At 58.9% G+C, this 25003-nt stretch carries 21 protein-coding genes and 1 tRNA gene; 11 read left to right on the top strand and 11 right to left on the bottom strand.

Translation table 11 applies throughout. The features are described 5' to 3' along the window. Positions 1-70: 70 nt before the first annotated feature. The 4 genes from AAID99_RS03780 to AAID99_RS03765 are packed head-to-tail and all read left to right on the top strand — an operon-like array spanning position 71 to position 5055. Complete coding sequence (locus AAID99_RS03780) at positions 71-1462, top strand: ethanolamine ammonia-lyase subunit EutB (RefSeq protein ID WP_498493183.1); 1392 nt, start codon at positions 71-73, stop codon at positions 1460-1462. Then, a complete protein-coding gene (eutC, locus tag AAID99_RS03775) occupies positions 1459-2268 on the top strand; it encodes an ethanolamine ammonia-lyase subunit EutC (protein WP_188427315.1) in 810 nt (269 codons plus the stop codon). The genes AAID99_RS03780 and eutC overlap by 4 nt, the downstream gene beginning before the upstream one ends. Continuing rightward, positions 2265-3635, top strand: coding sequence for an ethanolamine permease (gene eat, locus AAID99_RS03770; protein WP_498493182.1), 1371 nt, complete (start codon positions 2265-2267; stop codon positions 3633-3635). The genes eutC and eat overlap by 4 nt, the downstream gene beginning before the upstream one ends. Positions 3636-3639: 4 nt before the next feature. After that, the gene (locus AAID99_RS03765) at positions 3640-5055 is read left to right on the top strand and encodes an outer membrane beta-barrel protein (RefSeq protein WP_498493181.1); all 1416 of its coding nucleotides are present in this window, start codon (positions 3640-3642) and stop codon (positions 5053-5055) included. 22 nt (positions 5056-5077) lie between these two features. Here AAID99_RS03765 and AAID99_RS03760 read toward each other — a convergent pair whose 3' ends face one another. From AAID99_RS03760 to AAID99_RS03730, 7 genes are read right to left on the bottom strand one after another with little or no spacing between them, the layout of a single operon-like run. Continuing rightward, positions 5078-6010, bottom strand: a complete 933-nt coding sequence (locus tag AAID99_RS03760; RefSeq protein WP_188427312.1) for an ABC transporter permease — start codon at positions 6008-6010, stop codon at positions 5078-5080. Then, a complete protein-coding gene (locus tag AAID99_RS03755) occupies positions 6007-7047 on the bottom strand; it encodes an ABC transporter permease (RefSeq protein ID WP_498493180.1) in 1041 nt (346 codons plus the stop codon). Before AAID99_RS03755 ends, AAID99_RS03760 begins: the two co-directional genes overlap by 4 nt. Further along, the gene (locus AAID99_RS03750) at positions 7044-8624 is read right to left on the bottom strand and encodes an ABC transporter ATP-binding protein (protein ID WP_498493179.1); all 1581 of its coding nucleotides are present in this window, start codon (positions 8622-8624) and stop codon (positions 7044-7046) included. Before AAID99_RS03750 ends, AAID99_RS03755 begins: the two co-directional genes overlap by 4 nt. After that, on the bottom strand, positions 8617-9714 hold the full coding sequence (locus AAID99_RS03745; protein WP_498493178.1) for a BMP family ABC transporter substrate-binding protein: 1098 nt from the start codon (positions 9712-9714) through the stop codon (positions 8617-8619). Before AAID99_RS03745 ends, AAID99_RS03750 begins: the two co-directional genes overlap by 8 nt. Then, a complete protein-coding gene (locus tag AAID99_RS03740) occupies positions 9705-10268 on the bottom strand; it encodes a glutathione S-transferase family protein (protein WP_498493177.1) in 564 nt (187 codons plus the stop codon). The genes AAID99_RS03745 and AAID99_RS03740 overlap by 10 nt, the downstream gene beginning before the upstream one ends. Continuing rightward, positions 10262-10858 (bottom strand): Rieske 2Fe-2S domain-containing protein, encoded by a 597-nt coding sequence (locus tag AAID99_RS03735; protein ID WP_498493176.1) that lies wholly within the window; start codon positions 10856-10858, stop codon positions 10262-10264. The genes AAID99_RS03740 and AAID99_RS03735 overlap by 7 nt, the downstream gene beginning before the upstream one ends. After that, on the bottom strand, positions 10855-11091 hold the full coding sequence (locus AAID99_RS03730) for a hypothetical protein (protein ID WP_498493175.1): 237 nt from the start codon (positions 11089-11091) through the stop codon (positions 10855-10857). Before AAID99_RS03730 ends, AAID99_RS03735 begins: the two co-directional genes overlap by 4 nt. A 117-nt stretch (positions 11092-11208) precedes the next feature. Here AAID99_RS03730 and AAID99_RS03725 point away from each other — a divergent pair, with 117 nt between their 5' ends. From AAID99_RS03725 to AAID99_RS03705, 5 genes are all read left to right on the top strand, one after another. Further along, positions 11209-12120 (top strand): aromatic ring-hydroxylating dioxygenase subunit alpha, encoded by a 912-nt coding sequence (locus tag AAID99_RS03725; protein ID WP_498493174.1) that lies wholly within the window; start codon positions 11209-11211, stop codon positions 12118-12120. Then, positions 12117-12614, top strand: coding sequence for a nucleoside deaminase (locus tag AAID99_RS03720; RefSeq protein WP_498493173.1), 498 nt, complete (start codon positions 12117-12119; stop codon positions 12612-12614). The genes AAID99_RS03725 and AAID99_RS03720 overlap by 4 nt, the downstream gene beginning before the upstream one ends. Positions 12615-12720: 106 nt before the next feature. Further along, the gene (locus AAID99_RS03715; RefSeq protein WP_188427305.1) at positions 12721-14073 is read left to right on the top strand and encodes an 8-oxoguanine deaminase; all 1353 of its coding nucleotides are present in this window, start codon (positions 12721-12723) and stop codon (positions 14071-14073) included. A 314-nt stretch (positions 14074-14387) separates the two neighbouring features. Then, a complete protein-coding gene (locus AAID99_RS03710) occupies positions 14388-16133 on the top strand; it encodes a cation:proton antiporter domain-containing protein (RefSeq protein ID WP_498493172.1) in 1746 nt (581 codons plus the stop codon). A 300-nt stretch (positions 16134-16433) separates the two neighbouring features. Next, positions 16434-18935, top strand: a complete 2502-nt coding sequence (locus AAID99_RS03705) for a TonB-dependent receptor (protein WP_229719891.1) — start codon at positions 16434-16436, stop codon at positions 18933-18935. A gap of 342 nt (positions 18936-19277) precedes the next feature. On the opposite strand, the gene AAID99_RS03700 is transcribed toward AAID99_RS03705, so the two are convergent. Continuing rightward, positions 19278-20192 (bottom strand): AraC family transcriptional regulator, encoded by a 915-nt coding sequence (locus AAID99_RS03700; RefSeq protein WP_188427303.1) that lies wholly within the window; start codon positions 20190-20192, stop codon positions 19278-19280. A 188-nt stretch (positions 20193-20380) separates the two neighbouring features. On the opposite strand from AAID99_RS03700, the gene AAID99_RS03695 reads away from it, so the two are divergent. Together AAID99_RS03695 and AAID99_RS03690 are read left to right on the top strand one after the other, a co-directional pair. Next, positions 20381-20770 (top strand): heme-binding protein, encoded by a 390-nt coding sequence (locus tag AAID99_RS03695; protein ID WP_188427302.1) that lies wholly within the window; start codon positions 20381-20383, stop codon positions 20768-20770. Further along, entirely contained in the window at positions 20767-21528 is a 762-nt protein-coding gene (locus AAID99_RS03690) for an SDR family oxidoreductase (RefSeq protein ID WP_498493171.1), read from the top strand. The genes AAID99_RS03695 and AAID99_RS03690 overlap by 4 nt, the downstream gene beginning before the upstream one ends. A gap of 431 nt (positions 21529-21959) precedes the next feature. Here AAID99_RS03690 and AAID99_RS03685 read toward each other — a convergent pair. From AAID99_RS03685 to AAID99_RS03675, 3 genes are all read right to left on the bottom strand, one after another. Beyond that, positions 21960-22034, bottom strand: a tRNA-Val gene (locus AAID99_RS03685). A 67-nt stretch (positions 22035-22101) separates the two neighbouring features. Further along, entirely contained in the window at positions 22102-23988 is a 1887-nt protein-coding gene (locus AAID99_RS03680) for a hypothetical protein (RefSeq protein WP_498493170.1), read from the bottom strand. A gap of 48 nt (positions 23989-24036) precedes the next feature. After that, positions 24037-24966, bottom strand: a complete 930-nt coding sequence (locus AAID99_RS03675) for a mitochondrial fission ELM1 family protein (protein WP_188427299.1) — start codon at positions 24964-24966, stop codon at positions 24037-24039. Positions 24967-25003 lie beyond the last annotated feature (37 nt).

The raw sequence follows: 25003 nt of genomic DNA, 5'->3' as shown, positions 1-25003 counted from the left end.
GATCGTGTTATTCTTTTCGACATGGCATCGTTTACAGAATTACGATGCATCATGTCGAAGGAAAGACGCTTTGAGTTATGCCGCAACTCTTTCTGGTCAGCGTTTCGTCTTTCGTGACCTTCGCCATCTTCTGGCCAGCGCATCGCCTTTAAGATCTGGCGATGTGCTGGCCGGACTGGCAGCCTCTTCATCCACAGAAAGAGTAGCAGCCCGCCTTGCCCTTGCCGATCTGCCGCTCAGCCATTTCCTGTCCGAGGCCCTGGTACCGTATGAACGAGACGACGTTACCAGGCTGATCATCGACGCACATGACAAGGCAGCATTCGCGCCGATTGCTTCAATGACAATCGGGGGTTTTCGCGACTGGCTGCTTTCCCACCAGGCCGACACGGCACGCCTTGCCGCCATCGCGCCAGGCGTCACCCCGGAGATGGCCGCCGCCGTCAGCAAGATCATGCGCAATCAGGACCTGATTGCCGTAGCGCGCAAAATCGAAATCATTACCCGCTTTCGAAATACAATTGGCCAGAGAGGCGTACTCGCCTCACGTCTGCAGCCCAACCATCCGACCGATGACCTGAAGGGTATCGCGCTCTCGACCCTCGATGGTCTGCTCTATGGCTCGGGCGATGCGGTCATTGGGGTCAACCCTGCCAGCGACAATGTGGAGAACGGTCTTGCCCTGCTCGACATGCTCGACACCATTCGCCAGACCTATGATATCCCGACACAGAGTTGCGTGCTCACCCATGTGACCAACACCGTTGAAATCATCAACCGGGGCGGCGCGGTAGATCTCGTCTTTCAGTCGATTGCCGGCACACAGAAAGCGAATGAAGGGTTCGGCGTTACGCTCGGCCTGCTGCATGAGGCGCATGAAGCCGCGAAAAGCCTCAATCGCGGCACGCTCGGCGATAATCTCATGTATTTCGAGACGGGACAGGGTGCCGCCCACTCTGCCGGTGCCCATCACGGGATCGACCAGCAAACCGTCGAGACAAGGGCCTATGCCGTCGCCCGGGCGTTCAGCCCGCTTCTGGTCAACACGGTCGTCGGCTTTATCGGGCCAGAATATCTCTATGACGGCAAGCAGATCACAAGAGCCGGGCTGGAGGATCATTTCTGCGCCAAGCTGATGGGCGTGCCGATGGGCTGCGACGTTTGCTACACCAATCACGCCGAGGCGGATCAGGGCGATATGGACGCTCTGATGCTGCTGCTAGGGGCTGCGGGCGTGACCTTCCTGATCGGCGTGCCCGGTGCAGATGATGTGATGCTGAATTACCAAAGCCTCGCATTCAGCGACATTCTGATCACGCGCAGCGTTCTTGGCCTTAACCCTGCCCCGGAATTTGCGGCATGGCTGGAAAAAATGGGGCTTTACGACGCCACCACCGCCCGCGCTCTGGCGCCTCCGCTGCGTGAGACGGAGCTGTCACGCATGATCGGTTTCCAGCCATGAGCGATCTCCCTGAAAAGCCATCGACTGCAAGCGATCCATGGCAAAAACTGCGTGACCTCACGCGCGCGCGCATCGGGCTGGCACGAACAGGCAATGGGCAAACCACCCGGGACGTTCTGAGCTTCCAGGCCGCCCATGCCATGGCACGCGACGCCGTGCACATGGCTTTCGATCTTGACGGCCTGAGACACGACCTTGCCCCTGCCGCGCCTCTCATCGTTTCGAGCGCCGCCCCCGATCGCACGACCTATCTCAGCCGCCCCGATCTGGGGCGAAGCCTTGCCCCGGCATCGAAGGAGCTCCTGCCCAGGGGCGATTGGGATCTCGCTTTCGTTCTCGCGGACGGGCTTTCCGCACAGGCGGTCATGCAACAAGGGCCCGCAGTTTTTCATGCCTGTCGCCGGGCATTGCCAGCATGGCGCATTGCCCCGCCTGTCATTGCGCTGCAGGGCCGCGTTGCGATTGGCGACGATATCGCCGAGGCACTGGGCGCGCGCATGGTGGCGGTGCTGATAGGAGAGAGGCCGGGTCTGAGCGTTCCGAACAGCATGGGAGTCTACCTGACCTATAACCCTGCACCCGGTTGCCCTGATTCACGCCGTAACTGCCTGTCGAATATCCACCTTCATGGCCTGGGCATCGACGAGGCCTGCGTCAAGCTCGTCTGGCTCATGCGCGAAGCACAAACGTTGAAGCTCACCGGTGTGGGCCTCAAGGAGCGCGCACCCCAGCTTTGGGCTCCGGGCACTCCCGAAGCCTCACATCAGACCATCGCTCCCACCCCTGAAAAGAGAGATACGCCATGAGCCAGCCTCCTCAACTGCAGAAAAAGCTCGGTGCGTTTCATCTCTGGGGCATTGCTGTCGGGCTCGTCATTTCCGGAGAGTATTTCGGCTGGAGTTATGGCTGGGCTACTGCGGGCACGCTGGGCTTTCTTGGCGCGACATGCCTGGTGGCGCTGATGTATACGGCCTTCATCTTCAGCTTTACCGAGCTCACCTGCGCCATTCCCCATGCAGGCGGCCCGTTTGCCTACGCCCAGCGCGCCCTTGGGCGTGTGGGTGGCACGGTGACCGGCCTCGCCACATTGGTAGAGTTCATCTTTGCCCCGCCGGCCATAGCGCTGGCCATCGGGGCCTATCTCAATGTCCAGTTTCCAGGGCTTCCGCCGAAGCTGGCTGCAACGGGCGCCTATCTGGCGTTTATGACACTCAATATCGTTGGAGTGCATGTGGCTGCGACCTTCGAGCTCTTCATCACCATTGCCGCCATCATCGAGCTTCTGGTGTTCATGGCCGTTGTCGCCCCGTCCTTCTCCTGGGCGCATTTCACCCATATGGGCTGGGGCACTGCCCCCCATTTCGGATGGGAGGCCATGGGTGGGCTTTTTGCCGCCATACCTTTTGCGATCTGGTTCTTTCTTGCGATCGAAGGCGTGGCCATGGCCGCCGAAGAGGCCCGCAACCCCAAGCGCTCGATACCGATCGCCTATTGTGCGGGTGTGCTGACACTCGTTGCCCTTGCTTTCGGTGTGATGATCTTTGCGGGTGGGTCAGGCGACTGGACGACGCTGGCCAGTCTGAACGACCCCTTGCCAGAGGCCATGAAGCGCGTGGTGGGGCAGCACAGCCCCTGGCTGTCGATGCTGGTGTGGCTCGGGCTGTTCGGGCTTATCGCGTCGCTGCATGGCATAATCATGGGGTTTGCCCGACAGATCTTCGCTCTGGCCCGGGCGAATATTCTCCCCCGCTCTTTGGGTACCCTCCATCACCGGTTTCACACTCCGCATCGCGCCACAATCGCAGGCAGTGTCATAGGCATCCTCGCGATCTATGCCGATAGCATCATTTCCATCCATGGGCAGTCTTTGACTGCGGTTCTGGTCACGCTTTCAGTTTTTGGCGCCCTGACGATGTATGGCGCAAGCATGATCAGCCTGTTTGTCCTGCGCAGGCGCGAGCCCGGCCTCGACCGCAGCTATAAAGCGCCGCTCTATCCGATTTTACCAGCAATCGCGCTCGCTGGCGCCGCCATCAGCTTCGTCGCAATAACGTATTATAATTTTATATTGTTTCTATACTATACAACCGCACTTATTGTGATCACCATTTACCTTACAATACGCCAGAGATCCGATAAGGAAGGGAAAGGCAGTATTCTTTTATCGGAATGATTATATGGGAAAATCCTGCCTGAGCATTTTCTTGCCCGGCGTCTTCCTGACGCTGGGTGGCCAATCGATCGGCGCGACACTCTCCACGCCGCAAACCATCTCCACAGAAACGCCTGTTTCCGGCGACGCCTTCAAACCTGATACCGTCACACCAGAAGGTGCCAGAACCGGGAACAAAGCTGCGGCTACTCCGGTCAAGCTGAAACAGACCGGCTACTGGCACGACACCGAAATACATCTCACCATTGAGGGTGGCATCGCGGCCAATCCATGGACGACATCCGGGCGCAATTTCGGACAGTTCTTCCTCGACCGCGCCAACACGGTCACGCTCAACCAGATCATGGGTTCCGTGTCACATCCTGTGGCGGATGTAGGATCGGGTTATGGCATCGGTTTCATGGTTGAAATGATGTATGGCTCCGACGCGCGTTTCGATCCGACCACCGGCATGGCAGATAATGCCCTCACGGGCCTGTATCAGTTCGCGCCGACACAGGCGCATTTCGACCTGCATGTTCCATGGCTGGTGCACAACGGCATGGATTTCCAGATCGGACAGTTCTACGGAATCATGGGGGCAGAAGGCATACCCGCCCTCGCCCGACCGTTCTATTCCTTCAGCTATGCTTCTGACTATATCGTCCCGTTCGAGACGATCGGCATCCTCAGCACGACTCATCTGAACGACCATTACAACGCCATACTGGGTATCGATGCCGGAAACTCGACCAGCTTCGGCAGGGCAGGCAACAACAACAAACCCAAAGGCTATATTGGCGTCTCATTTACAGGCCTGTTGGCCGGTCGGCTGGACGGCCATCTAATCGGCCATTTCGGGCCGCAGAGTAATAACGGTGCCCCTGTCGCGTCTGCCGATGGGTGGACAAGCGCCGGTCTTGGCTCGAAAGCCAACGGTCTGATGCAGTATAATGGTGATCTTCTGCTGACCTATCATCTCAGCAAGACGCTCTCGACCACGCTGAACGCCATCTATCTCCGTGACGACGCGACACGAAATGACAGCTATGGTGTGACCGGCTATGTAGCCTGGGATATCAACCCGTCACTAACGCTCAATCTGCGCGGCGAGATCTTTCGCGACAATACAGGGTCGATCATCGCCTCATATGCCAGCATGACGTCTTTCACCAACATGCTGCGTAATGCGCCCTATCCGTATTTCATTGCTCCACCCACAACCTATGGTGCCCTGACCGCGGGGGTGACCTATCGTCCCGACTTCATCAACAGACATATCAAGACAGGCAAGCTGCTTTTCAGGCCTGAATTCAGGCTCGACAAATCGCTGAACGGCACGCAGCCCTTCAATCGTGCCGCCTCGGTTGCCGATCCCGTCATACGCGACGGGACAAATAATATGTTCTGGTTCTCCTGCGACGCCGTCTGGTCATTCTGAGCCGTCGGCAGGAACGCTGCGCTCAGCGTTCCTCCCTGAAATAGGGCGTTCCCAGAGCCGCAGGCGCGGCCATGAAACGGCGCATGCCGGGCAGCAGCATCGCGGGGACGATCATGAACAGGATCGTCCCGAGATAGGGCGTCATGTTGAGAATAGCCGGAGGAACGGGCCACCCCTGCGCCTGCCCGAAGAAACTCAGAGACATCACGAGACCGAACAGAAGCGATGAGGCTGCTGCCAAAACAGGCCGGTAGCCACAGAAGATTACAAGCGCGACCGCGATCCAGCCGCGCCCTGCTATCATGCCCTCAGACCATACGGGCATGACCGAGAGAGTCATGTCCGCACCAGCCAGACCGGCCAGCGCCCCCCCGATGACTACGGCCCCGAGGCGAAAACGCCTTACCGGAATACCTACAGCATCCGCTGCGCCGGGATTTTCACCAACGGCCCTGAGGCTGAGGCCGAGACGGGTGCGAAACAGGACGATATGGCAGAGCAGAGGCAAAAGCCCGAACGCAAGATAGACAAACGGGCTCTGGTCAAAGAGCGGGCCGACAAGCGGCAGATGTGACAGGACAGGAATGGGCCAGGAGGAGAAACCTGCCGCAACCGGCAACCCGGCCACGTTGTGACCGATCACGGCGCTCAATCCGAGCCCGAGAAAGGTCAGGGCCACACCGCATAGCGTCTGGTTGGCCGACCCATTGACCGTGGCAAGCCCCAGAACGAGCGCCCCGCCAGCACCAACCGCAACGGCTGCGAGACATCCAAGCCAGGGAGAAACCGAGGCGTCGGCAGCCAGAACCGCCGTCACTGCGCCAAGAGCCATCAGGCCTTCGACACCGAGATTGATCACACCGGCCCTTTCGGCCAGAACCTCGCCCTGGGCAGCAAGAGCGAGAATGCTGCCATAGGCAAGTGCATGGAGGATAAGCGAGATCCAGAGGGTCATTTCTGCGTCTCCAGCCGTACATAGGCCGCGAGCTCATCACTGACAGCGATTGCAAAGACTAGCAGCCCGGTAATGGCCAGAACGGAAGATGCACTGACCTGCAGCGTCTGCAGGACGATGCCCATGTTGAGAATGACCGCCATGAGGAACGCGGCCGGGATCAGTGCCAGGGCAGATTGCCGGGCAAGCAGCGCCACCACGATACCTAGATAACCGTAACCATGAGCCAGACCACCCTGAAGCCGGTGCACGGTGCCAAGCGCCTCCATCATGCCGCCAAGACCAGCGAGCACCCCTGAGAAAACGAGCGCCATGAAAAGACGTGGCGCCACCGACACCCCGGCGTAATGCGCGGCTTCCGGGTTCGACCCGCTCAATGTCAGCTCGTAGCCGAAGCGACTGCGCCCGAGCAGCAGACCAAGTGCGGTGACAACGGCCAGAGCAAGCGGACCGCCCCAGTGAACGACGCCATAAATCGTCGGTATCGCGGCGTGAATTCTCTCGCTCGAGACCTGCGCGCCCGTGACACGATCAGCCCAGGGGCCGGTCACCAGATAATAGACGAGATAGGACGCGATGAAGTTGAGAAGAAGCGTCGTGATGATCTCGCTTACCCCAAGCCAGGCTCGCCCCGCAGCGGGCACGGCGCTCCAGCACGCTCCGGCGATCATTCCGGCCATGGCGGCGAGAGGCAGGGTAACGAAAGCAGGAAAGGGAAGAAACAGTCCGACGGCCGACGCTGCCGTCGCCCCGGCCAGAAACTGCCCTTCGGCACCGATATTCCACAGCCCGGCACGCAGGGCCAGCCAGACGGCAGCCCCCGTCATGAGCAGAGGCGTCATATAGAGGGCCAGGTTTTCGAGACCGAATTCGGTGCCGAAGGTCGACGTCACGACAAGCGTTGCCACCGTGCCGAGATTGAGGCCGAGCAGCATCAGCACGAGAGCGAGCACAAGGAACACGAAGCCCAGCGCCAAGGCCCGGCCGATGAAGATGCGCCGGGCCGGAACGACGGAAAGGCGAATACGACGGCTCATGACGACGCGCCTCCATTCCGGCCGCTCATCAGAGCGCCAATACGGGCACGATCATAGTCACCCCTGGGTACGACGGTCATCAATCTGCCACCGCATAATACGGCAATGCGGTCGCTCAGCGCCATGAGTTCATCAAGGTCTTCTGACACCAGCACCACCGCCCTTCCCTCGTCACGGATATCGGCCAGGGTTTGGCGCATCAGGGCAATCGCACCGATATCAAGACCACGGCTAGGATAGGAGGCCACAAGCGCGCGATGGCTGATCATCCGCTCTCTTGCGAGCACGAGACGCTGCTGATTGCCGCCGGACAAGGCACGAATAGGCGTCGCAGGCTCGGCGAGGCTCACCTGTGCCTGATCAAGCAGCGAACGGGTAAAGCGCAGTGCCTCTGAAGCGTGATAGGCGAGCCGCCCGCCTATCGGGCTGGTGCGAAACAGACGCATGACCGCATTCTCGGTCACTCCAAGCGCGGGAGCGAGCGCCTTGTGCAGCCGGTCTTCTGGCACATAGCCGATCCCGGCCTCACGAAACGCATTCGGTCCGCGCCCGCGCATGTCCTTGCCATCCGCGCGGATATGGCCGGTTTCTGATGAACGCAGCCCTGCCAGAAGATCGGAGAGTTCGGACTGGCCATTTCCCGTTACTCCGGCGATGCCGAGAATTTCGCCTGCGCGTATTTCCAGCGAGAGCGGATGCAGCCGTATCTGCCCGGCCCCGTCCCGGCATGATACGTTCTCAAGCACCATGACCGCGTCGTCGTCTGTGTGTGGCATCTTGCGCGGATAATCGCTTTTCTGTTCCACCGGACGACCGATCATTTCGGTCACCAGCGTCGCAGGCTCGGTATGAGCGACAAGATGCGTCCCGGAGACACGTCCGTGGCGAAGCACGGTCACCCGATCGGCAAGCGCCATGATCTCGTCGAGCTTGTGACTGATGAGAATAACCGCGCCACCCCCGTCGCGAAAGCGGCGCAGCGCTGCATAAAGCTCGCCCACTTCGAGAGGGCTCAGCACTGCCGTAGGTTCATCAAGGATCAGCAGCCGCGCGCCGCGCGAAAGGACACGCAGGATTTCCACGCGCTGCTGTTCGCCCGATGTAAGCGTATCAATTCTCGCTGACGGTCTGATATCAAGACCATAACGTTCGGCCTCGACCTCTGCACGGCGCGCCATGGCGGACGCCGAGAGCCTGAATCCTGTCTCGCGCCAGCCGAGTGCCAGATTCTCGGCGACCGTGAAGCGTGAAACCAGCTTGAAATGCTGATGCACCATGCCGATCCCGGCAGCAATCGCCGCCTCGGGACTTTCGAAGCGCACGCCATAACCGTCGAGGATCAACTCCCCTTCATCGGGCTGATAAAGACCCGTCACGATGTTCATCAGGGTCGATTTTCCGGCCCCGTTTTCGCCCAACAGGGCATGGATCTCGCCGGGATAGAAATCGATCGAGACATCCTTGTTGGCCACGACGCCCGGAAAATACTTCGCTATGCCGGAGAGCGTGAGAAGCGGCGGCGCGCCCGCTGGCAGATCTGCAGGACGGGTCTCTTGATTATGCAGGAGATCAGACAAGCCCCGACACTCCCTCGACCTGCCAGCTCCAGTGAAAGATTTCCATATCGGTCATGGTCTGACCTGCGGGGACGCGTATCTGGCCGTTAGAATCCTTGATCGGCCCGACGAAGGGCGACCAGCCTGCCAGCATCCTGTCGCGCGCTGCGTCGGCTTCACGCTGTATGGCGAGCGGCACGCGAGCACCCCAGCTATCACGGTCTACGCCATGGCCAAGTGTCAGGAACGTGCCTTTAGGGCGCCATGTTCCGGCAATACGTGCCGCGATGGTCTCACGATAATAGGCTTCGAAATCGAGCACGACCGAGCTGACATAGGCTTTTGGCCCGAATTGCCGCATATCCGTGTTCCACATGGCCGCCCAGACCTTGCGTTCCTCTGCCACACGCAGATAGCCGGGATCATCCATGATGCCGCACAGGAAGTCGCACCCGCTATCGATCAGCGCCGCCCCTGCCGAAGCCGCTGCCTGCGGGTCGAACCAGGAATTGATCGAGATGACCCGCATCGTCGCCTCGGGATTGACCGAGCGCGCACCGAGCAATGTGGCATTGGCACTGGCTATGACGGAGGAAGTCGGAAACGATGCCACATAGCCCAGCCGTCCAGTCCGGCTCAGGCGCGCTGCGGCAATGCCAATCACATAGCTGGCATACCAGTGCGTGATGTAATACCAGGCCAGATTACTCGTAACCGCATTGCCATCGCATTCGAGAAACCCGACATCGGGCGCCTGATCGGCAACATCCTTGATGAAGTCACCATAATTCGAGGTCGAAATGACCATCTGCGCGCCCTCGGCCACGAACTGCCGAAACAGGCGCGTGGCATCGGCGGAATAAGGGACGCTCTCGACATAGAGCGAGCGCATTTTCGGGAAATGCGCCTTGAGTGCCCGTATGGCCTTGTCATGCATCTGGGACCAGCCGCCATCATTGATGGGGCTGGTATGGCCGAAAGCCACGAGCAGATCTTCTTCCGCAATCGGAGCAAAGCGCGGCTTTGCCTGGGCCGTCAAAGGCAGGGCCGCCAGCGGGGCCGCTGCGAGAAGGGAGCGACGCGTCAGCAGGGACCGGGGCTTCAATGACACGCGGCGATCCCGGGCATGGTAACGAAACCGGGCAATTGTCTGACCTTTCTGACGAAGCGCCTGATAGCAGGGTAGAGATCCATGGCGATACCGAGATCGCGTGCAAGACCGGCAATCGGGAAGACCGCGATATCGATAAAGCCGACAGACACGCCGGAGAGCCATTCCTGCCCATTGAGATAGGCCTGGCTCGGACGATCTTCGAGCACGCGAAAGATCAGTGTCACGTCATCCGTCTCCGCTTTTTCAGGCAGGGTCGCGCCGAGTGCCTGCCGCCGCGCCTGAGAGAAGCTTTCCAGCGCCTCCAGAGCCCATTCGAGCGCGTGCCGTGCCTCGCCTTCCGGCCAGGCGCGTTCGACATCGGGCAGTCGTGAGAAATGACGCAGGATCTCGTAAAGCCCGACGCAATAGACACCTTCATCGTCACCAAGCGTCGGACCGAAAATTTCGGCACGACGATCGGTCTGGATCGTGAGCGGAATAGCGAGCAGCGACGCAGCAAGACGCGCCGCATAGCTTCGCTCGTCCATCACCCAGCCATTGAGGCTCAGCATCGTATTTCTTCCATGGAATCACGCAAACCAAGCAGCCATTCCGCCGCCTTGAGACGCGTCGAGGCGTCTCTGACAGCCAGATGCACCATGGTGACTCCTTCTTCCGGGCTGTGCAGGGCGAGAAGCCGGTCGGAAGACAGGCGCCATTGCCCCGTTTCAAGCACGAGCGCCTCACGCAGCTCCAACAGCTTCACGCGTATGGCGAGGCTGCGCACGCCATGCCAGTCGCCTTCTGCCGGAGGTATGAGCGGCCGGTTCTCGCCGCTGTCCAGCGCAACCCAGATCAGTCCGGCCTTCTCCTCGACATGGAAACTCTGCGTACGGATCGTAGAGGGCGGGTTGAGCGCGGGGTGCGCCGGTATGGCCCGGCAACGCCCCTCATGGTCAAACTGCCATCCGTGATAGAGACAGGCGAGCCTGTTATTGCGGATGAAGCCAAGGCTGAGCCGGACGCCTCGATGGGGACAGCGATCCTCCCAGCCATGAACCACGCCCTCCTCATCGCGCCAGAGAACAAGTTCCTGCCCCTCATGACGCACAGGCACGACATCGCCGAAAGCAACATCCATCGACAGCGCTACCGGGATCATGCCACAGCTTCCCGCCATTGGGAGACGACACAGCTGGCTGGGCCGATCACGCAGGCCATGACGAACATTCCAACAAGAGCATGGGCTCCGCGCAGCAGAAAAACGATCTCATGACCTTCCATCCGTTGCGGTGTCATGTCGATGCCCAGAAGCCGGGCCCGGCTTTCGGCAAAATCCCGAAACGCCGCAACATCGAAACGACCGGAAAGATGCAACATGATTGAACTGGTCATTCCCTCTCCGGGTCGGATGCTGGCATTGACCATGATCCTGCCAGTAATATTTTTTTTGACAAGCGCAATACCGCTACTAATGTAACCGGGCACGCAACGAATTGAAGGATCGGCAGGATGCAAGGGTCACAAAGCGCCGATCCGGTCTCGACACGGCAGTGGTATCCCCTCGGCGTGGTCGAAAGCCTGACTTCCAGCTTCATCGAGACCTGCCTACTGGGCCATGCCGTTCGCTACCGGCTGGACGAACACGGCTATACCGAAGCCTTTTGTGGCGATCGAGCACTGCCAAGCCGCGCCCGCTATGGCCTTCTCTGGACCACGCTCGATACGGATTATGGCTCTGACGACTTGATACCCTGCATTCCCGAAGCGGATGAAGCAGACAGAAATCTCGTCTGTTGCGGCTCGATTGCGGTCAAGGCGTCGGGCTTGCGTGTCGTTGAGAACTTTCTGGACATGGCGCATTTCCCTTTTGTCCATACCGACATCCTCGGGGCCGAGCCTCATACGGAAGTCGAGCGCTATACGGTCGAGACACGGGCTGAGGGCCGCGAGATCTGGGCAACAGAATGCCGCTTCTTTCAGCCTCAGGCGGCGCTTTCTGCCGAAGGCGGGCTGATGACGGATTACATCTATCGCATCGCTGCGCCGTTTTCGACGCTGCTTTACAAGACCAGCCCCGATGATCCGGAGCGCAAGGATGTCATTGCCCTGTTTGTTCAGCCCATGACCGCCGGAACCTGCCGCGCGCATCCTGTCATGTTCCTGCTGGACAATGACTCCAGCCATGATGCTCTGGTCGAGTTTCAGCAGATGATCTTCCTGCAGGACCGGGTCATTCTCGAAAACCAGCGTCCTGTGGCCATGCCCCTCGACGCGGCAAGCGAAATCCCGACACTGGCCGATCGGTCTTCTGTCGCCTATCGTCGCTGGCTCAAGGCTCAAGGGGTCACTTTCGGCGCGGGTCCAGGCGCCTCTGCCCGATCGAGCCACCCTTCACCCACCGGACTGGAGACAGCATCATGACCTCGATAACGAAAGAGGCCGATCTCGTCTTTCTGCGCAAGGCCTTCGCGGTTGCCGACCAGTCGCGCCTTGCGGGTGATCATCCCTTTGGCGCGGTTCTGGTCGATGATCAGGGCGCGCTCGTGATGAGCCAGGGCAATGGCTACAGCGCCGAAGGCCATGACATGACAGCCCACGCCGAGCGTCTCCTGGCCAGCCGAGCGAGTAAATCCTTCTCACCGGACCGCCTGCATGGCTTCACACTCTACAGCTCGGCCGAGCCTTGCGCCATGTGCGCGGGCGCCATCTACTGGGCGGGAATAGGGCGCGTGGTTTACGGCCAGTCCGAGGCGCATCTGAAGGCAATGACCGGCGCACACCCCGAAAACCCGACCCTTGATCTGCCCTGTCGGCAGGTGTTTGCTGCAGGTCAGACCGCAACCGAGGTGATCGGCCCGCTGCTTGAAGAAGAAGCGGCCGCTCTTCAGCGCAACTTCTGGCAGGGGCACCTCTAAGTTTTTTCAAGCCCGTTCTTTTGGATGAGATGACGATCCGGGTGGCCGCAGGCCCGGAACAGGGTCAGCGCGGATAACTCACTCTTTCAGTTGAAAGGCGTTTTCCATGTCCACCTCCCTGCTTGTTACCGATGCCTGCCTCTACCTCGATCGCGGCCTCGAAATTCCGAACGGATGGATCCGTCTCGAAAACGGTCGTGTCGCCGGCTATGGCGCCATGACCACGCCCGCGCCTCAGGCCGCCCGTGTTCTTTCTGCCGGAGGGCGGCTGGTGACACCTGGCATGGTGAACGCCCACCACCACATGTACCAGAATCTCACCCGCGCCTATGCCCCGGTGGTCAACGGCACGCTTTTCGAGTGGCTTCAGGGTCTGTACCCGCTATGGGCAACACTGGATGAAGAGAGTGTCTATCTCTCCTCCTATATCGCCATGACGGAATTACTGCTTGGCGGCTGCACGACATCAATGGATCATCACTATGTCCATCCCCGCCCCAGACTGATCGACGCGCAGATCAAGGCGGCAAGAGATATCGGATTTCGTTTCCACGCCACGCGCGGCTCCATGACGCGGTCGGTCAAGGATGGCGGACTGCCCCCCGACAGCGTGGTGCAGAGCGAAGATGTGATTCTTGAAGACAGTGAGCGCCTTATCGGCCTTTTCCACGATCCCAATCCGGGCGCCATGACCCGTGTCGCCCTTGCTCCCTGTTCTCTCTTCAGCGTGTCGGAAACGATCATGAAAGAGAGCGCCCTCATGGCAGAGCGTCATGACGTGCGCCTTCATACCCATCTCGCCGAGGACCACGACGAGGACGTTTACTGTCGCGAGGTCTATGGCTGCACCCCAACCGAATATTTCGAGCGCTCGGGCTGGGCCAGCCATCGCTCATGGGTGGCTCATTACATCTATCCAACAGGCGACGAGATTGACCGTCTCGCCCATAAAGGTGTCTGCGCCGCGCAATGCCCCTGCTCGAACATGATGATCGGCGGCGGCTCGGCTGACGCGATGGATCTGCGTCGAAGGGGGATGAAGGTTGGTCTGGGCTGCGATGGCTCTGCGTCAACCGATCACGCGTCGCTTTGGCTTGAAGCCCGCATGGCATTGCTTCTGGGGCGTTATCGCAATGGCCCGCATTCCATGACGGCACGAGACGCACTCGACATGGCGACACGAGGGGGGGCCGCCTGCCTGGGATGGGAGGATGAGATTGGCCATCTGCGTCAGGGAGCCTGCGCTGACCTCGTGATATGGCAACTACCCGCTGTGTCGCGTGCCGGTGCGCTGAGCGACCCGGTAGAGGCTCTGCTTCGATGCGCACCAGCGACCGCATGGTACACCATCGTCAATGGCCGCGTTCTTGTCTCGGAAGGCCAGCCCTGCCAGAGCGGGCTGGAAACCGTGCTGCGCGATCACGAACGCGCAGCACGACGCATGCAGAAGCTCGATTGAGAGGAACTGCGCTCACCCCGCCATGAGATTCATCGCGGGTTGAACCTTGCGTGATACGCAATGCTGACGTGAAACCAGCCTCCAGCCCTGCCCGTTAGCAATTTTCCTGAGAAGAACCAGAAAAAGAGGCGTAGGTCTGGAGGTCGGAATGAGTAATCGTCAGGGTTTTGCAGCCTAATCAGTCGCTTCAGGACCAGACAATCCTGTCGACAGAAGCAGCTTTCACACCTCGACCGATTGCAAAACCGCCCTCGATCGAAGATTGTTTGCGGAATAGTCCAATTTCCATCGCCATTGCGGGATCCCGGTTTCCTATGAGTCATGACACGCCCCTGATCGGTATTCTGGTGATCGGTCTCGGGTTGGCCTTTATTCTGGGCACTATTGCCCAGCGCATACGCATTTCGCCGCTGGTGGGCTATCTGCTGGCGGGCATTGCAGTCGGCCCGTTCACCCCGGGCTTCGTCGCCGATCAGCCTCTGGCGTCGGAACTCTCGGAAATTGGCATTATTCTGCTCATGTTCGGGGTGGGTCTTCATTTCTCGCTCAAGGACCTGATAGCGGTCAGGGCTATCGCCGTGCCGGGGGCTCTGTTGCAGGTCGTGGCCTCAGTCGCGATCGGAGCCGGCAGCGCGTGGCTTCTGGGTATGTCCGCTGGCGCCTGCCTCATTTTCGGCATCGCTCTGAGTGTCGCAAGTACGGTTGTTCTTCTGCGCACATTGCAGGAACAGCGTCTGATCGAGACCGAACGCGGCAGATTGTCAGTGGGTTGGCTGATCATTCAGGATCTGGTGACGGTGCTGGCCCTCGTCCTGTTGCCGATTTTTGCGCCTCTGATGAAGAGCGGCGCCCATGAGACCATCAACATTCCCGGCCTTGCCCTCACCATTGCTCTGACACTGGGCAAAGTAGCTGCTTTCATGGCGTTGATGCTGGTGGTCGGGCGCCGGGTGATCCCGGCCATTCTGCACTACGTGGCCCATACCGGATCACGCGAGCTTTTTCGCCTTGCCCTGCTGGCACTGGCACTTGGTGTCGCATTTATCGCCACTGAGTGGTTCGATGTCAGTTTTGCGCTTGGGGCATTCGTCGCTGGCATGGTGCTCAGCGAGTCCGAGCTCTCTCATCGGGCGGCTGCGGAAACACTCCCGCTGCGTGACGCCTTTGCCGTACTGTTTTTCATCTCCGTTGGCATGTTGTTCAACCCGCTGGTTCTGATCAGACAGCCTTTGCCGCTGCTTCTGACCTTTCTGGTCATTCTCGTTGGTACGCCGCTCGCGGTCATTGCCATTCTGAGACTGCTCCGTCAGCCCTGGAACACCACGCTCTTCATCGCCAGCGGGCTGGCCCAGATTGGCGAGTTCTCATTCATTCTCGCAGCGCTGGGCATGAAAATGGGGGTGCTCGACGCACGCGCGCAGGATCTGATTCTGGGGGCGTCGATCCTGTCGATCCTCATCAATCCATTTATCCTTATGGCGACGCAGCGGATCGAAGCCTGGATTACACGGCATACAACCGCGCCAGCCCTGCCCTCGCAGGACGAGGCAGGCATTCTGTTGCCACCGCCGACGCCAACCCAACTCGAAAACCATGCCGTTGTGGTGGGCTGTGGCCGCGTCGGTCGTCTTGTCGTCGAAGGGCTTGTTCAGAATGGCTGGCCTGTGCTGGTGGTTGAAACGGGAAAACTGGCCGACAGCCTTACGGCCAGCAGCACAATCGAACTGCTGGTTGGCAATGCCGCCGAGGCGCGTACGCTTAAAGCCATGGCCCTCGAAAAAGCGCGGCTGCTGATGGTGGCTATTCCCGAGCCGTTCGAAGCCGGTCAGATCATCGCGCAGGCCAAGGCGATCAATCCCGGTCTTATGGTCATCGCCCGTGCCCATTTCGACAGCGCAGTCGAGCATCTCAAGGAGCTTGGAGCCGATCATGTCATCATGGGTGAGCGTGAAATGGCTCTTGCCATGCTTGCCATGACGGCAAACGACCTGCCCTTCGACTCACGTCCTCCCTTGAGCGATCCTTCATCCGATACAGGGATGGAAGCAGTCCCCGTCTGACCAAAGGCAGCGGCTTGCTGTGCCGCCTCCGACGGGCATCTGAAGCCAGTCTATCGACAGCAACGTGACGAAATGTGTCAATTGTGGCTTTTCTGACATAGTCGTCAGGATCGAAATGAGCCAGGTAAGCTTTTCACATTGCTGTCATATCTTAAGCCGTAAACAGTGCTCAACAGTGACAAATGTCATGGTTTCGCACTGACCTGAACGAGGCTTCGCCCCCTCTTTCCGGATCGTGGTCGTGCGGGATTGTAACGGATCGTTGCTGAATTCTGATTCTCGGTTTGGAAGATCGACACAATGTTCTCTCGCATGGCGCTCCTCTGTGGCACCACAGCTCTGATGGCATCATTGCTGCCCGACGCACGGGCGCAGGAACCTGCCCATACTGTGGCGCCGACGCCGACACGTCACACCGGACAGAACACCACGCCACGCAGCGCGGAAGCCGCATCGACAGCACCGTCGATGCTGGGTGCAACGGCACCGACCGATGAGCGCATCGAAGTGACGGGGCACAATTACGGCGATGGCGTTACACGCCGCGCCTTCGGTGGCGGTTTGATGACGCCTTCCGACAGCCCGAAATCCGTCTCTGCCATCACGCGTGACTTCATCGCGAAACAGAACCCGGCCCTCAACCCGATGCAGCTGATCGCCCTTCTTCCGGGCGCCAATGTGTCTGATACCGACCCGCTAGGCATGACAGGCGGCAATATGTCGGTACGCGGTCTGACAGAATCCCAGATGGGCTTTACGCTCGAAGGCTTTCCGATCAATGACATCGGCAATTTTGCTGTCTATCCGCAGGAAATCGTCGATGCTGAAAACCTGAAGACAGTGCGCCTGGCGCAGGGATCAGCCGATCTCGACAGTCCCCATATCAGCTCATCGGGCGGTGTGGTCGACATGTACATGATCGACCCCAAGAACAAGATGGGCGGCATGGTCGACATCACCTATGGGTCTTTCAACGCGACACGCGGTTTTCTGCGCTTCGATACGGGACGCATAGGTGCCACAAATCTGCGCGCCTATTTCTCCTATTCACAGGGGCGCCAGGACCATTGGCGCGGCCCCGGCTGGGACAACAAGAAGCACGGCGAAATGAAGATCGTGAACGACTGGGGTGATGGCAACCGCATTTCTCTGGCCGTAGTCGGCAATAATATCCAGAACAATGCCTACCCGAACGTGACAAAGGCAAGCTGGGATAAATGGGGCACCGGTATGACCAATCCGGTCGGCTCCAGCGGCCTGTCGCCCACAGACCCGCCGAACACGGTTTATGAATCCAACTACTATGTTCCTTCAAAGGCCGGTTCGGTCAATTACTACAAGACGCGACCGAACCCCTTCACCAATATCTATGCGTCTATGCCGTCGACGTTCAAACTGAACGATCATCTCGTGCTCACGGAAACACCGTATTTCTGGTATGGTTACGGCAATGGCGGTGGCGCCCAATATACCGATATGTCCAAATTCGTTTACGGCAAGCAGACCCTTGCCGGAACGGTGAATGGCGTCGGCAAGGGCATGCAGGTTCTGTATAATCCGTCGCTTACCGAAACCTACCGACCGGGCGCCACAACCAAGCTGACCCTGACGACCGGCGTCAATCGCTTGATGGTCGGTTACTGGTTCGAATACGCCAAGCAGCGCCAGACCGCGCCCTACAGTTTTGTCGGTGCCGACGGCACGCCGCTGAGCCAGTGGGGCGATGACAATAATGTCGTGCTGAGCAATGGTGCGAAGGCCCAGTATCGTAACACTCTGACGCAGACCCAGGTGCATACGCCGTTCATTGGTGACAGCCTCACGCTGCTGCATGGAAAACTGACCATTGATGCCGGGTTGAAATACTCGATCGTCAAACGCTCGGGCACCAACTATCTGCCTGATGTGCGCAGCAAGTATGTGACTACAGACTACAATCAGGCTCTGCCGACTGCCGCGGTTCGTTACAAGATCGATCAGCATAACCAGGTCTTCGTTTCCGTCTCGACGAATTTCCGTATGCCGCAGAACTATGCGCTCTATGATTCCGGCAGCTTCAATCAGAAGACCGGTCTTTATTCCACCCTTGCCAACCCCGATCAGAAGGCTGAAATCTCGATTTCAGAAGAGGCAGGCTGGCGTTATCAGGACGATCTGATTTCGACCGCCCTCACCTATTTCCACTACAACTTCACCAATCGCCTTTATACGCAATCCATTCAGGACCCTGCCTCGGGCGCATTCTACACCACCAATATCAATGCTGGTGGCATGCACTCCGATGGTTTTGACGCCGAATTCGGCACAAGGCCCTTTCATAATGTCCGCCCCTATGTCTCGGTCGAATATCTGCATGCTGTGACGGATAGCAACATCCCTGCCGGGTCAGGTACGGGTGCGGATTATGTGCGCAGTGCAGGCAAGAAAGCACCACAGGCTCCTGACTGGCAGGTCGGTTTTGGCCTCGATTATGATGACGGCAAGCGCTTTGCGAATTTCAACCTGAAATATGTCGCCCGCCAATATGCGACGTTCATGAACGACCAGAGCATTCCCGGCTATGTGCGTATGAATATCGGCCTCGGTTATCGCTTCCCGAAAGTCAGCATCTTCAAAAGCCCGGTCCTGCGTCTGAACCTGCAGAATATCAGCGATAACCGCTATCTGAACTGGATCCAGTCGCCGCAGGCCAACGCCAACGCCACAACCGGCGTCTTCGGCAAGACGATCGCTGGCTCGGCTCCGAGCTACAAGATCGCCTCTCCGTTCGCCGCTCTGGCAACATTGACCAGCGACTTCTGAACTTGGGACCTTCACCTGATATTCCCTCCAGGTAGGGAATATCAGGGATTATATTTACACCGAGACCAGCAAGAGACATCCAGCTTTACGTGCGGCGCCCGCCGCGCAAGAGCATGAGAAACCCGATAGAAAACGAGCAGCCACAGCTGGCTCGGCCCAGGAGGTCTTTCCCGTTACTCTTGCGCGGCGTCGTGCAGTGACCGTCTCGTCACCCGAAAATCCCTATACAGACAAGCCTCTACCCGCGCTCTTGCGCTGACATCACTATGTCTACGTCCAGAGAGGGCGTTGGCTGCGCCAGCTGAGATTAGGTGACTTGCAGGAACCCACCTCATCGCCTCATCATGATCTGCGATATCTGTCAGGGCTGCAGCCATAGGTTTTCGAGAAAGCCTCGCGAAAAGCGCGTTCCGACAGATAGCCAACTCTTGCGGCAACCGACTCAATCTTCATCTTTCGATCCGATCTGAGCAGATCGGCAGCAAAGGCCATGCGCCAGCCTATCAGATGCTCCATCGGCGTCATGCCGACCAGCCGTCGAAAACGATCAGCGAAAGCCGAGCGCGACATGCCAACTTGCTGGGCAAGCCCGGATACGGTCCAGACCATCGAAAGGTCATCATGCATCAACTGCATTGCCCTGTGAATTCTGGTGTCACCCATCGCCCTCAGCCACCCGGCGCCGTCGATCCGGGCATTGTCCCTGATCGCCTGCCTGAGGGTCCGTATCATCAGTATCTCTGCCAACCGGTCGACCGTGGTCGACGCACCGGGCTCGACGCTTAAAATCTCGTCACGCATCATCTTCCGAACCTGACGCGACAAAGTATCGGCCTCACTTGCGGACACATGCAGGATTGGCGGCAATTCCTGGAACAGCAGAGGGGCCTCCGCCGATATGAGCGTAAAACAACCGACCACAAGAGAAACGCCTGCGCCTGTATTCTCCTGATATTCCAGGGTGCTCGTCTCCTGCCATGTCGCAAGCTGGGATGCGGTCAACGGCGTAGTGAAGGCGATCTCGGCATCGCTGCGAAGATGAAAACGGGAGGCAGCAGGAAAAAAGAGAAAATCTCCCTCGCACAAAGTGATGAGCGGCCCTTCGTCCTGATTGATGAGGCACTGCCCCTCCATCACGGCCATGAAAACGGCATGCTGCTTTGGAAAAGCCAGACCATAGCGCCCCGCCAGGGTGATACGCCCCCACACCTCCCCTTGCGTTCTGAGAGACAGGAAGATCCGGTCGAGCAGATCCATTCTACAACGTCCCCTTCACTGAGTGACATCTGGCGCTTTCAGCCGGATTTCCGGATATATAGGGATATATCCGCCAGACCCTATCGATAAGGTTGAGCTCTCACAAGCTGGCAGCACGAAGGAAGACGCCAATCGCTCAGCGCGATCCGCGGCTTTCGCATGATGCCCCTGACGGAAAGAGCTTCACCATGCACACGCTTTACAGCCGCATCGACAAGGCGATGACCGCCATCGCAGCGCATTCGGATCGATATTGTTGTTGCGTCCTCAACGAGCAGGGCCAGGAAATCCTGTTTTTCCGAAGCACCGAAATCCTGCCCTGCAGTGAGGGTTTCAGCCGTGCAAAGGCTGTCACAGCTCATGCCTTTCAGCTCGACACGCAGACGCTGCTTGCCCTGCCGCAAATCACAGGGGCCATCAAGGACACACGCTACTGCTTTCTTGCGGGTGGACTGATCTCTCACAGCCCGACCGGCGAAACGCTGTTCATCGGGCTGTCAAGCGACAAGCCGGACAGCGATCACACGGCAGCACAGGCTGCTGCACAGGCCCTTACCTCCACGGAGATATCGTCATGACCAGCATTCTTATTACCGGCGCCGGAACAGGGTTCGGCCGCATGCTCGCCTTTTCCCTCGCGCGTCGCGGCCACAGCGTGCATGCCAGGGTTGAAATAACCTCGCAGGTCGGCACCTTGCGGCAGGAGGCCGAGGCACTGGGGCTGACGCTCGAAGTCTCGAGGCTCGACATCACTTCAGTTCGTGACCGAGAACGTATTCTTCGCGAAGATTTCGATATCCTCGTCAATAATGCCGGTATCGGTCAGGGCGGCTCGCTCGCCGACATGTCCGACGATATTTTGCGCGAGCAGTATGAAATCAACTTCTTTGCAACGCTCGCCCTGACGCGTGAATATCTCCATGCTCGCAGGAATAGCGGGCCGACACGCATCGTTTTCATGTCGTCCATTGGCGGTATCCTAACCGTTCCGTTTGCAGGTGCCTATTGTGGCTCAAAACACGCGCTAGAAACGCTTGCGCAATCACTGCATCAGGAATTCGCCGAGCGCGATGTTACCATCGCCACCATCAATCCGGGCCCTTATCAGACGAATTTCAACGACCTGATCATGGAAGGGCCGCGCTACTGGCAAAGCGAGAACGATCTCTTCGATTACAGCGCGCTCAGCTTCGACATGCCGCAATACAAGGACGATCAGGATATCGAGACCATGGCCGATATCACACTCGATCCCAAATCACGCTTCCGCAATATCCTGCCACGCGAACTGGAACAGCATATTCGCGAGCAGGAACAGGCAGTCTGGAACTGGTAATCATGTGAGGTCAAGTTGTTACACAGGCGGGTCAGGTCTCAGCGGGTCATGCTCTAGAAAGCAAGCCAGCACTTCAGAGACCACAAAAGGCTGCAACCTGTCTTGGCGAGCGAGAAACAACGCGTGGATTCAGGCGCGTTTTCTCTCGCACGCCAACGCGCAGCATGGCTCCCTCGCTTGGGTTCGAACCAAGATTGGCGGAATCAAAATCCGCTGTCCTATCGATGAGACGACAAGGAATAAGCTGCAGCAGGTCACACAGCGAAACCGCCGTGCAGGCATGCAGTATTTCGTTGATTAGTGCTAGGGGCACGGATCTGGCACAGTTTGACACGATATGACTCGTCTCGAAACGTGCCGGGATAGACCGCAGCGAACTAATGCCTATCAAGGCCAATCTTCAAAAAACGGCGATTTTCTGCGGGTGAGGATGGTGGGTGCGACAGGGATTGAACCTGTGACCCCTGCCGTGTGAAGGCAGTGCTCTACCGCTGAGCTACGCACCCATCCTGCGGTGACGCGTCTCTAGCAAAGGGCAGGAGACGCGACAAGATGCAAAACGAAAAAACCTGATCAGAAGCCAAACATATGATCGAGCGAGAAGCCGCCTGCCCCGTTTCTCTGGCCATGATAGCCAAACAGGCGGCATGACATGTCACGAATCAGCACGTAGCCGCCAATCCCTGCCTCAGCGAGTTTTTCGGCACCGAAAATCTCGTGCGGCCAGACCATGAACGACCCTGACGGATTGATGCTTATCTTGCGGCGCTCCAGCTCCACACCGGCGTTGGAATAAAGATGGAGGATGGTTTCCGAAGCCTCCGTCCCCTCTACCGATGCGGGATGGATAAGGCAGGAGAAGCTCTCATGCCCTTCCTGACCCAGCTTCAGGAACAGGCGTGTCGTCAGACCCGGCGGCGGGCCGGAATAGGATTGCGGCTCGGAGCGCCAGGTCATGAGCGTATTGAAGATATGACCGCCGAAACTCGTCTCGGCTGAGTGGCCGTTCTCACGGTTCTCGTAGCGCATGAGGGCATGCATCCAGCCATCGGCTTCGCCGCCATCGCGAAAATCATAGACAAGGTCCGCATGACCGGCACGATCGGTCAGTTCATGCAGGGCAATGGCTGTCTCGTGATTACGCGGGAGGTTGCCGAGAAATTTCTGTCCGACCAGCGTTCCTGACTCGTCGAAGATATCCAGCCGCAGCGGCAGGCTGGTGATTTTTTCCGACATCGGGTTTGGCTGCACGACGCTCGTGAAATGCCGTGGGTCGAGAATGGGAAATGGCAGGACGAAGCCGCGCCCCATCGATTTTGGAAGCTTGCGCAGCGACGGCTCGGGCGACAGATCGCGACGCTCGACATTGAGATGCGCAATACGTGTCAGGGCGCCCTGGGTAATTTCGTAGCGCGGCCGGACAAGGTGGTTGCCCGAACGCAGTTCGAGCTGGGCTGGCCAGACGATGCCTGTCACCAGCGCGCCCACATCGAGCGCATAGGTCGAAAACGGCCCAACCGCCACAGGCACCTCGAAATGCTTTTCCTCGCCCATCTGATTGATGGTGATCGCCCCGGCAGGGATCGGCGTTGCATGGCTGTTCTGAATCCAGAGCACCAGCTTCTCACCGTCACGGGGCGCAGGAAGCGTCGCAAAGCGCGGCGACGGCCAGGCATTGGCATCATGCGTGACCGAGAGGCTCGGCTCGCCGTTCTTGCCATAGGTATCGAGTGCGTATTTCACGACATCATGCCCGCGCGCGCCGAGAACATGAATGAAAAGCTGCCCACAGAATGCGGGCAGATTGAAGCGCTTCCGGATGACAGCGCTATCCACCACGATGCCGGCAGGCGCGTCGGGCACTTCTTCCTGCCACTCGGCCAGAATGACGCCATTCTCATCGTAGAGGCGCATCCAGTAACGCACATCGACCGCGTCGTAGTTGCACCAGTAATTGGCCGTCACCAGGCGTGTGCTGAAGCGTGAGTCTTCGCGAAAGAAAGCGAAATTCGTCGCAAAATTCAGCTTGTCGAGATAATTGCGCGGATTGCTCAGCATCCAGTCGGGCAGCTTTGCGGGCTCGAGCGAAAGCACCTGCTGGTTGGAATGTGTCACGCGGGCAAGGCGCGACAACATTTTTTCATGCTCGAATGACAGCGCCAGCACAATCGTCGCATCACCCGCGGAGAGGTCTGTCAGGGCATGCTTTGTGCCACCCAGCCCATCCGGCTGGCCAACCTGCTCGCTGTCATGCGTATAGACGCCTGCGTTTGGTTTCAGGCCCGGATAAAGCGCGACCAAAGTGCGCAGCCAGTTAGCCGGGTCGTAAACCGCGAAAGCGCCCCCTTCTGTCAGTGTCGTTTCCAACCTCCTGAGGGCCTCACTCGCCACCGGATGGGCAAGCGCCTTGTAGAGGATGTTTCCGCCGCCCTGAGCGTCGAAGGTGATGATATCGAGCATGGTCGTCCTGTACCCGTTTTCTTTATTACGGACCCCGCCACTCCTGCTTCAGAGAGCGAGACGCCGAATCATTTCATCTGCCCCTCTGCCGGTATCGTCAAGCGCCGTTACTGACCAGGGGGCCCATTTACCAGTAAAGGGACGAACGCGGTCGGCTTCTGCCAGAGTGCGCACAAACGCTGAAATCCGGCGCGACCGACCCGGCAGATCGATAATCATGACAGGCGCATCGGTTGCAGCGGCTTCAGACATCATCGAAACGCTGTCGGTTGTCACCGCAATGGCGTCTGCACAGGCCAGCAGCCCGTGATAGGGGTTCTCTCCCTCCCCGTCCCAGATCCAGGCAGGATGCGCGGCGAGCCTTTCCTTCAGCACATTCAACGCCTCCGCGTCGGTGCGGCGCGACGGTGTCAGAGCAACGGCAACAGGGGCGCTGTTCATGATCGTGATCAGATGATCGGCGAGACCTCGTGCCTCAGTAACTCCAAAACCAAAACGGCCATTGGCGCCGCCAATCAGCACACTCAGCAGAGCCCTGTCAGGCACAGCCAGACGCTGCTGCCATTTCGCCCGTGCAAGGTCGAGCTTCGCCCTCGTCACACCATGAAGCGCTGTGCGCACCGACACGATATTCGGCCCGGCGATCTCATCATGCACATTGGCGATAATCAGATCGAAGTGACGGGCCGCCATGCGCGGGTTCTGGATCTGCACCAGAGGCAATCCCGTTCGCTTTTTGACCGCAGCGGCGACTGCGCCCCCCGTTCCGCCGACGCTGACAAGCAGCCGCGTCTCTTCGGGCAGCTCGATTGGCGCGGTTGCACGCAATGGCGCAGGACAGAACCGGGTGGGGATACGCTTCCAGAATCCCTCAATACGGACCGGATGGAAATGCCATTCCAGTCCCGCCCGTTCGACAAGACCGCTCGCCTGGGCGCGCATTCCGGCAAAATCTTCAGCAATGATGGCTACACTCATAACTGAACAATTCCTTCACCCGCAGAACTTTGGCAAG

Source organism: Asaia sp. Ae19-3, assembly GCF_059801175.1.
This window is presented reverse-complemented; position numbering and strand designations above follow the sequence as displayed.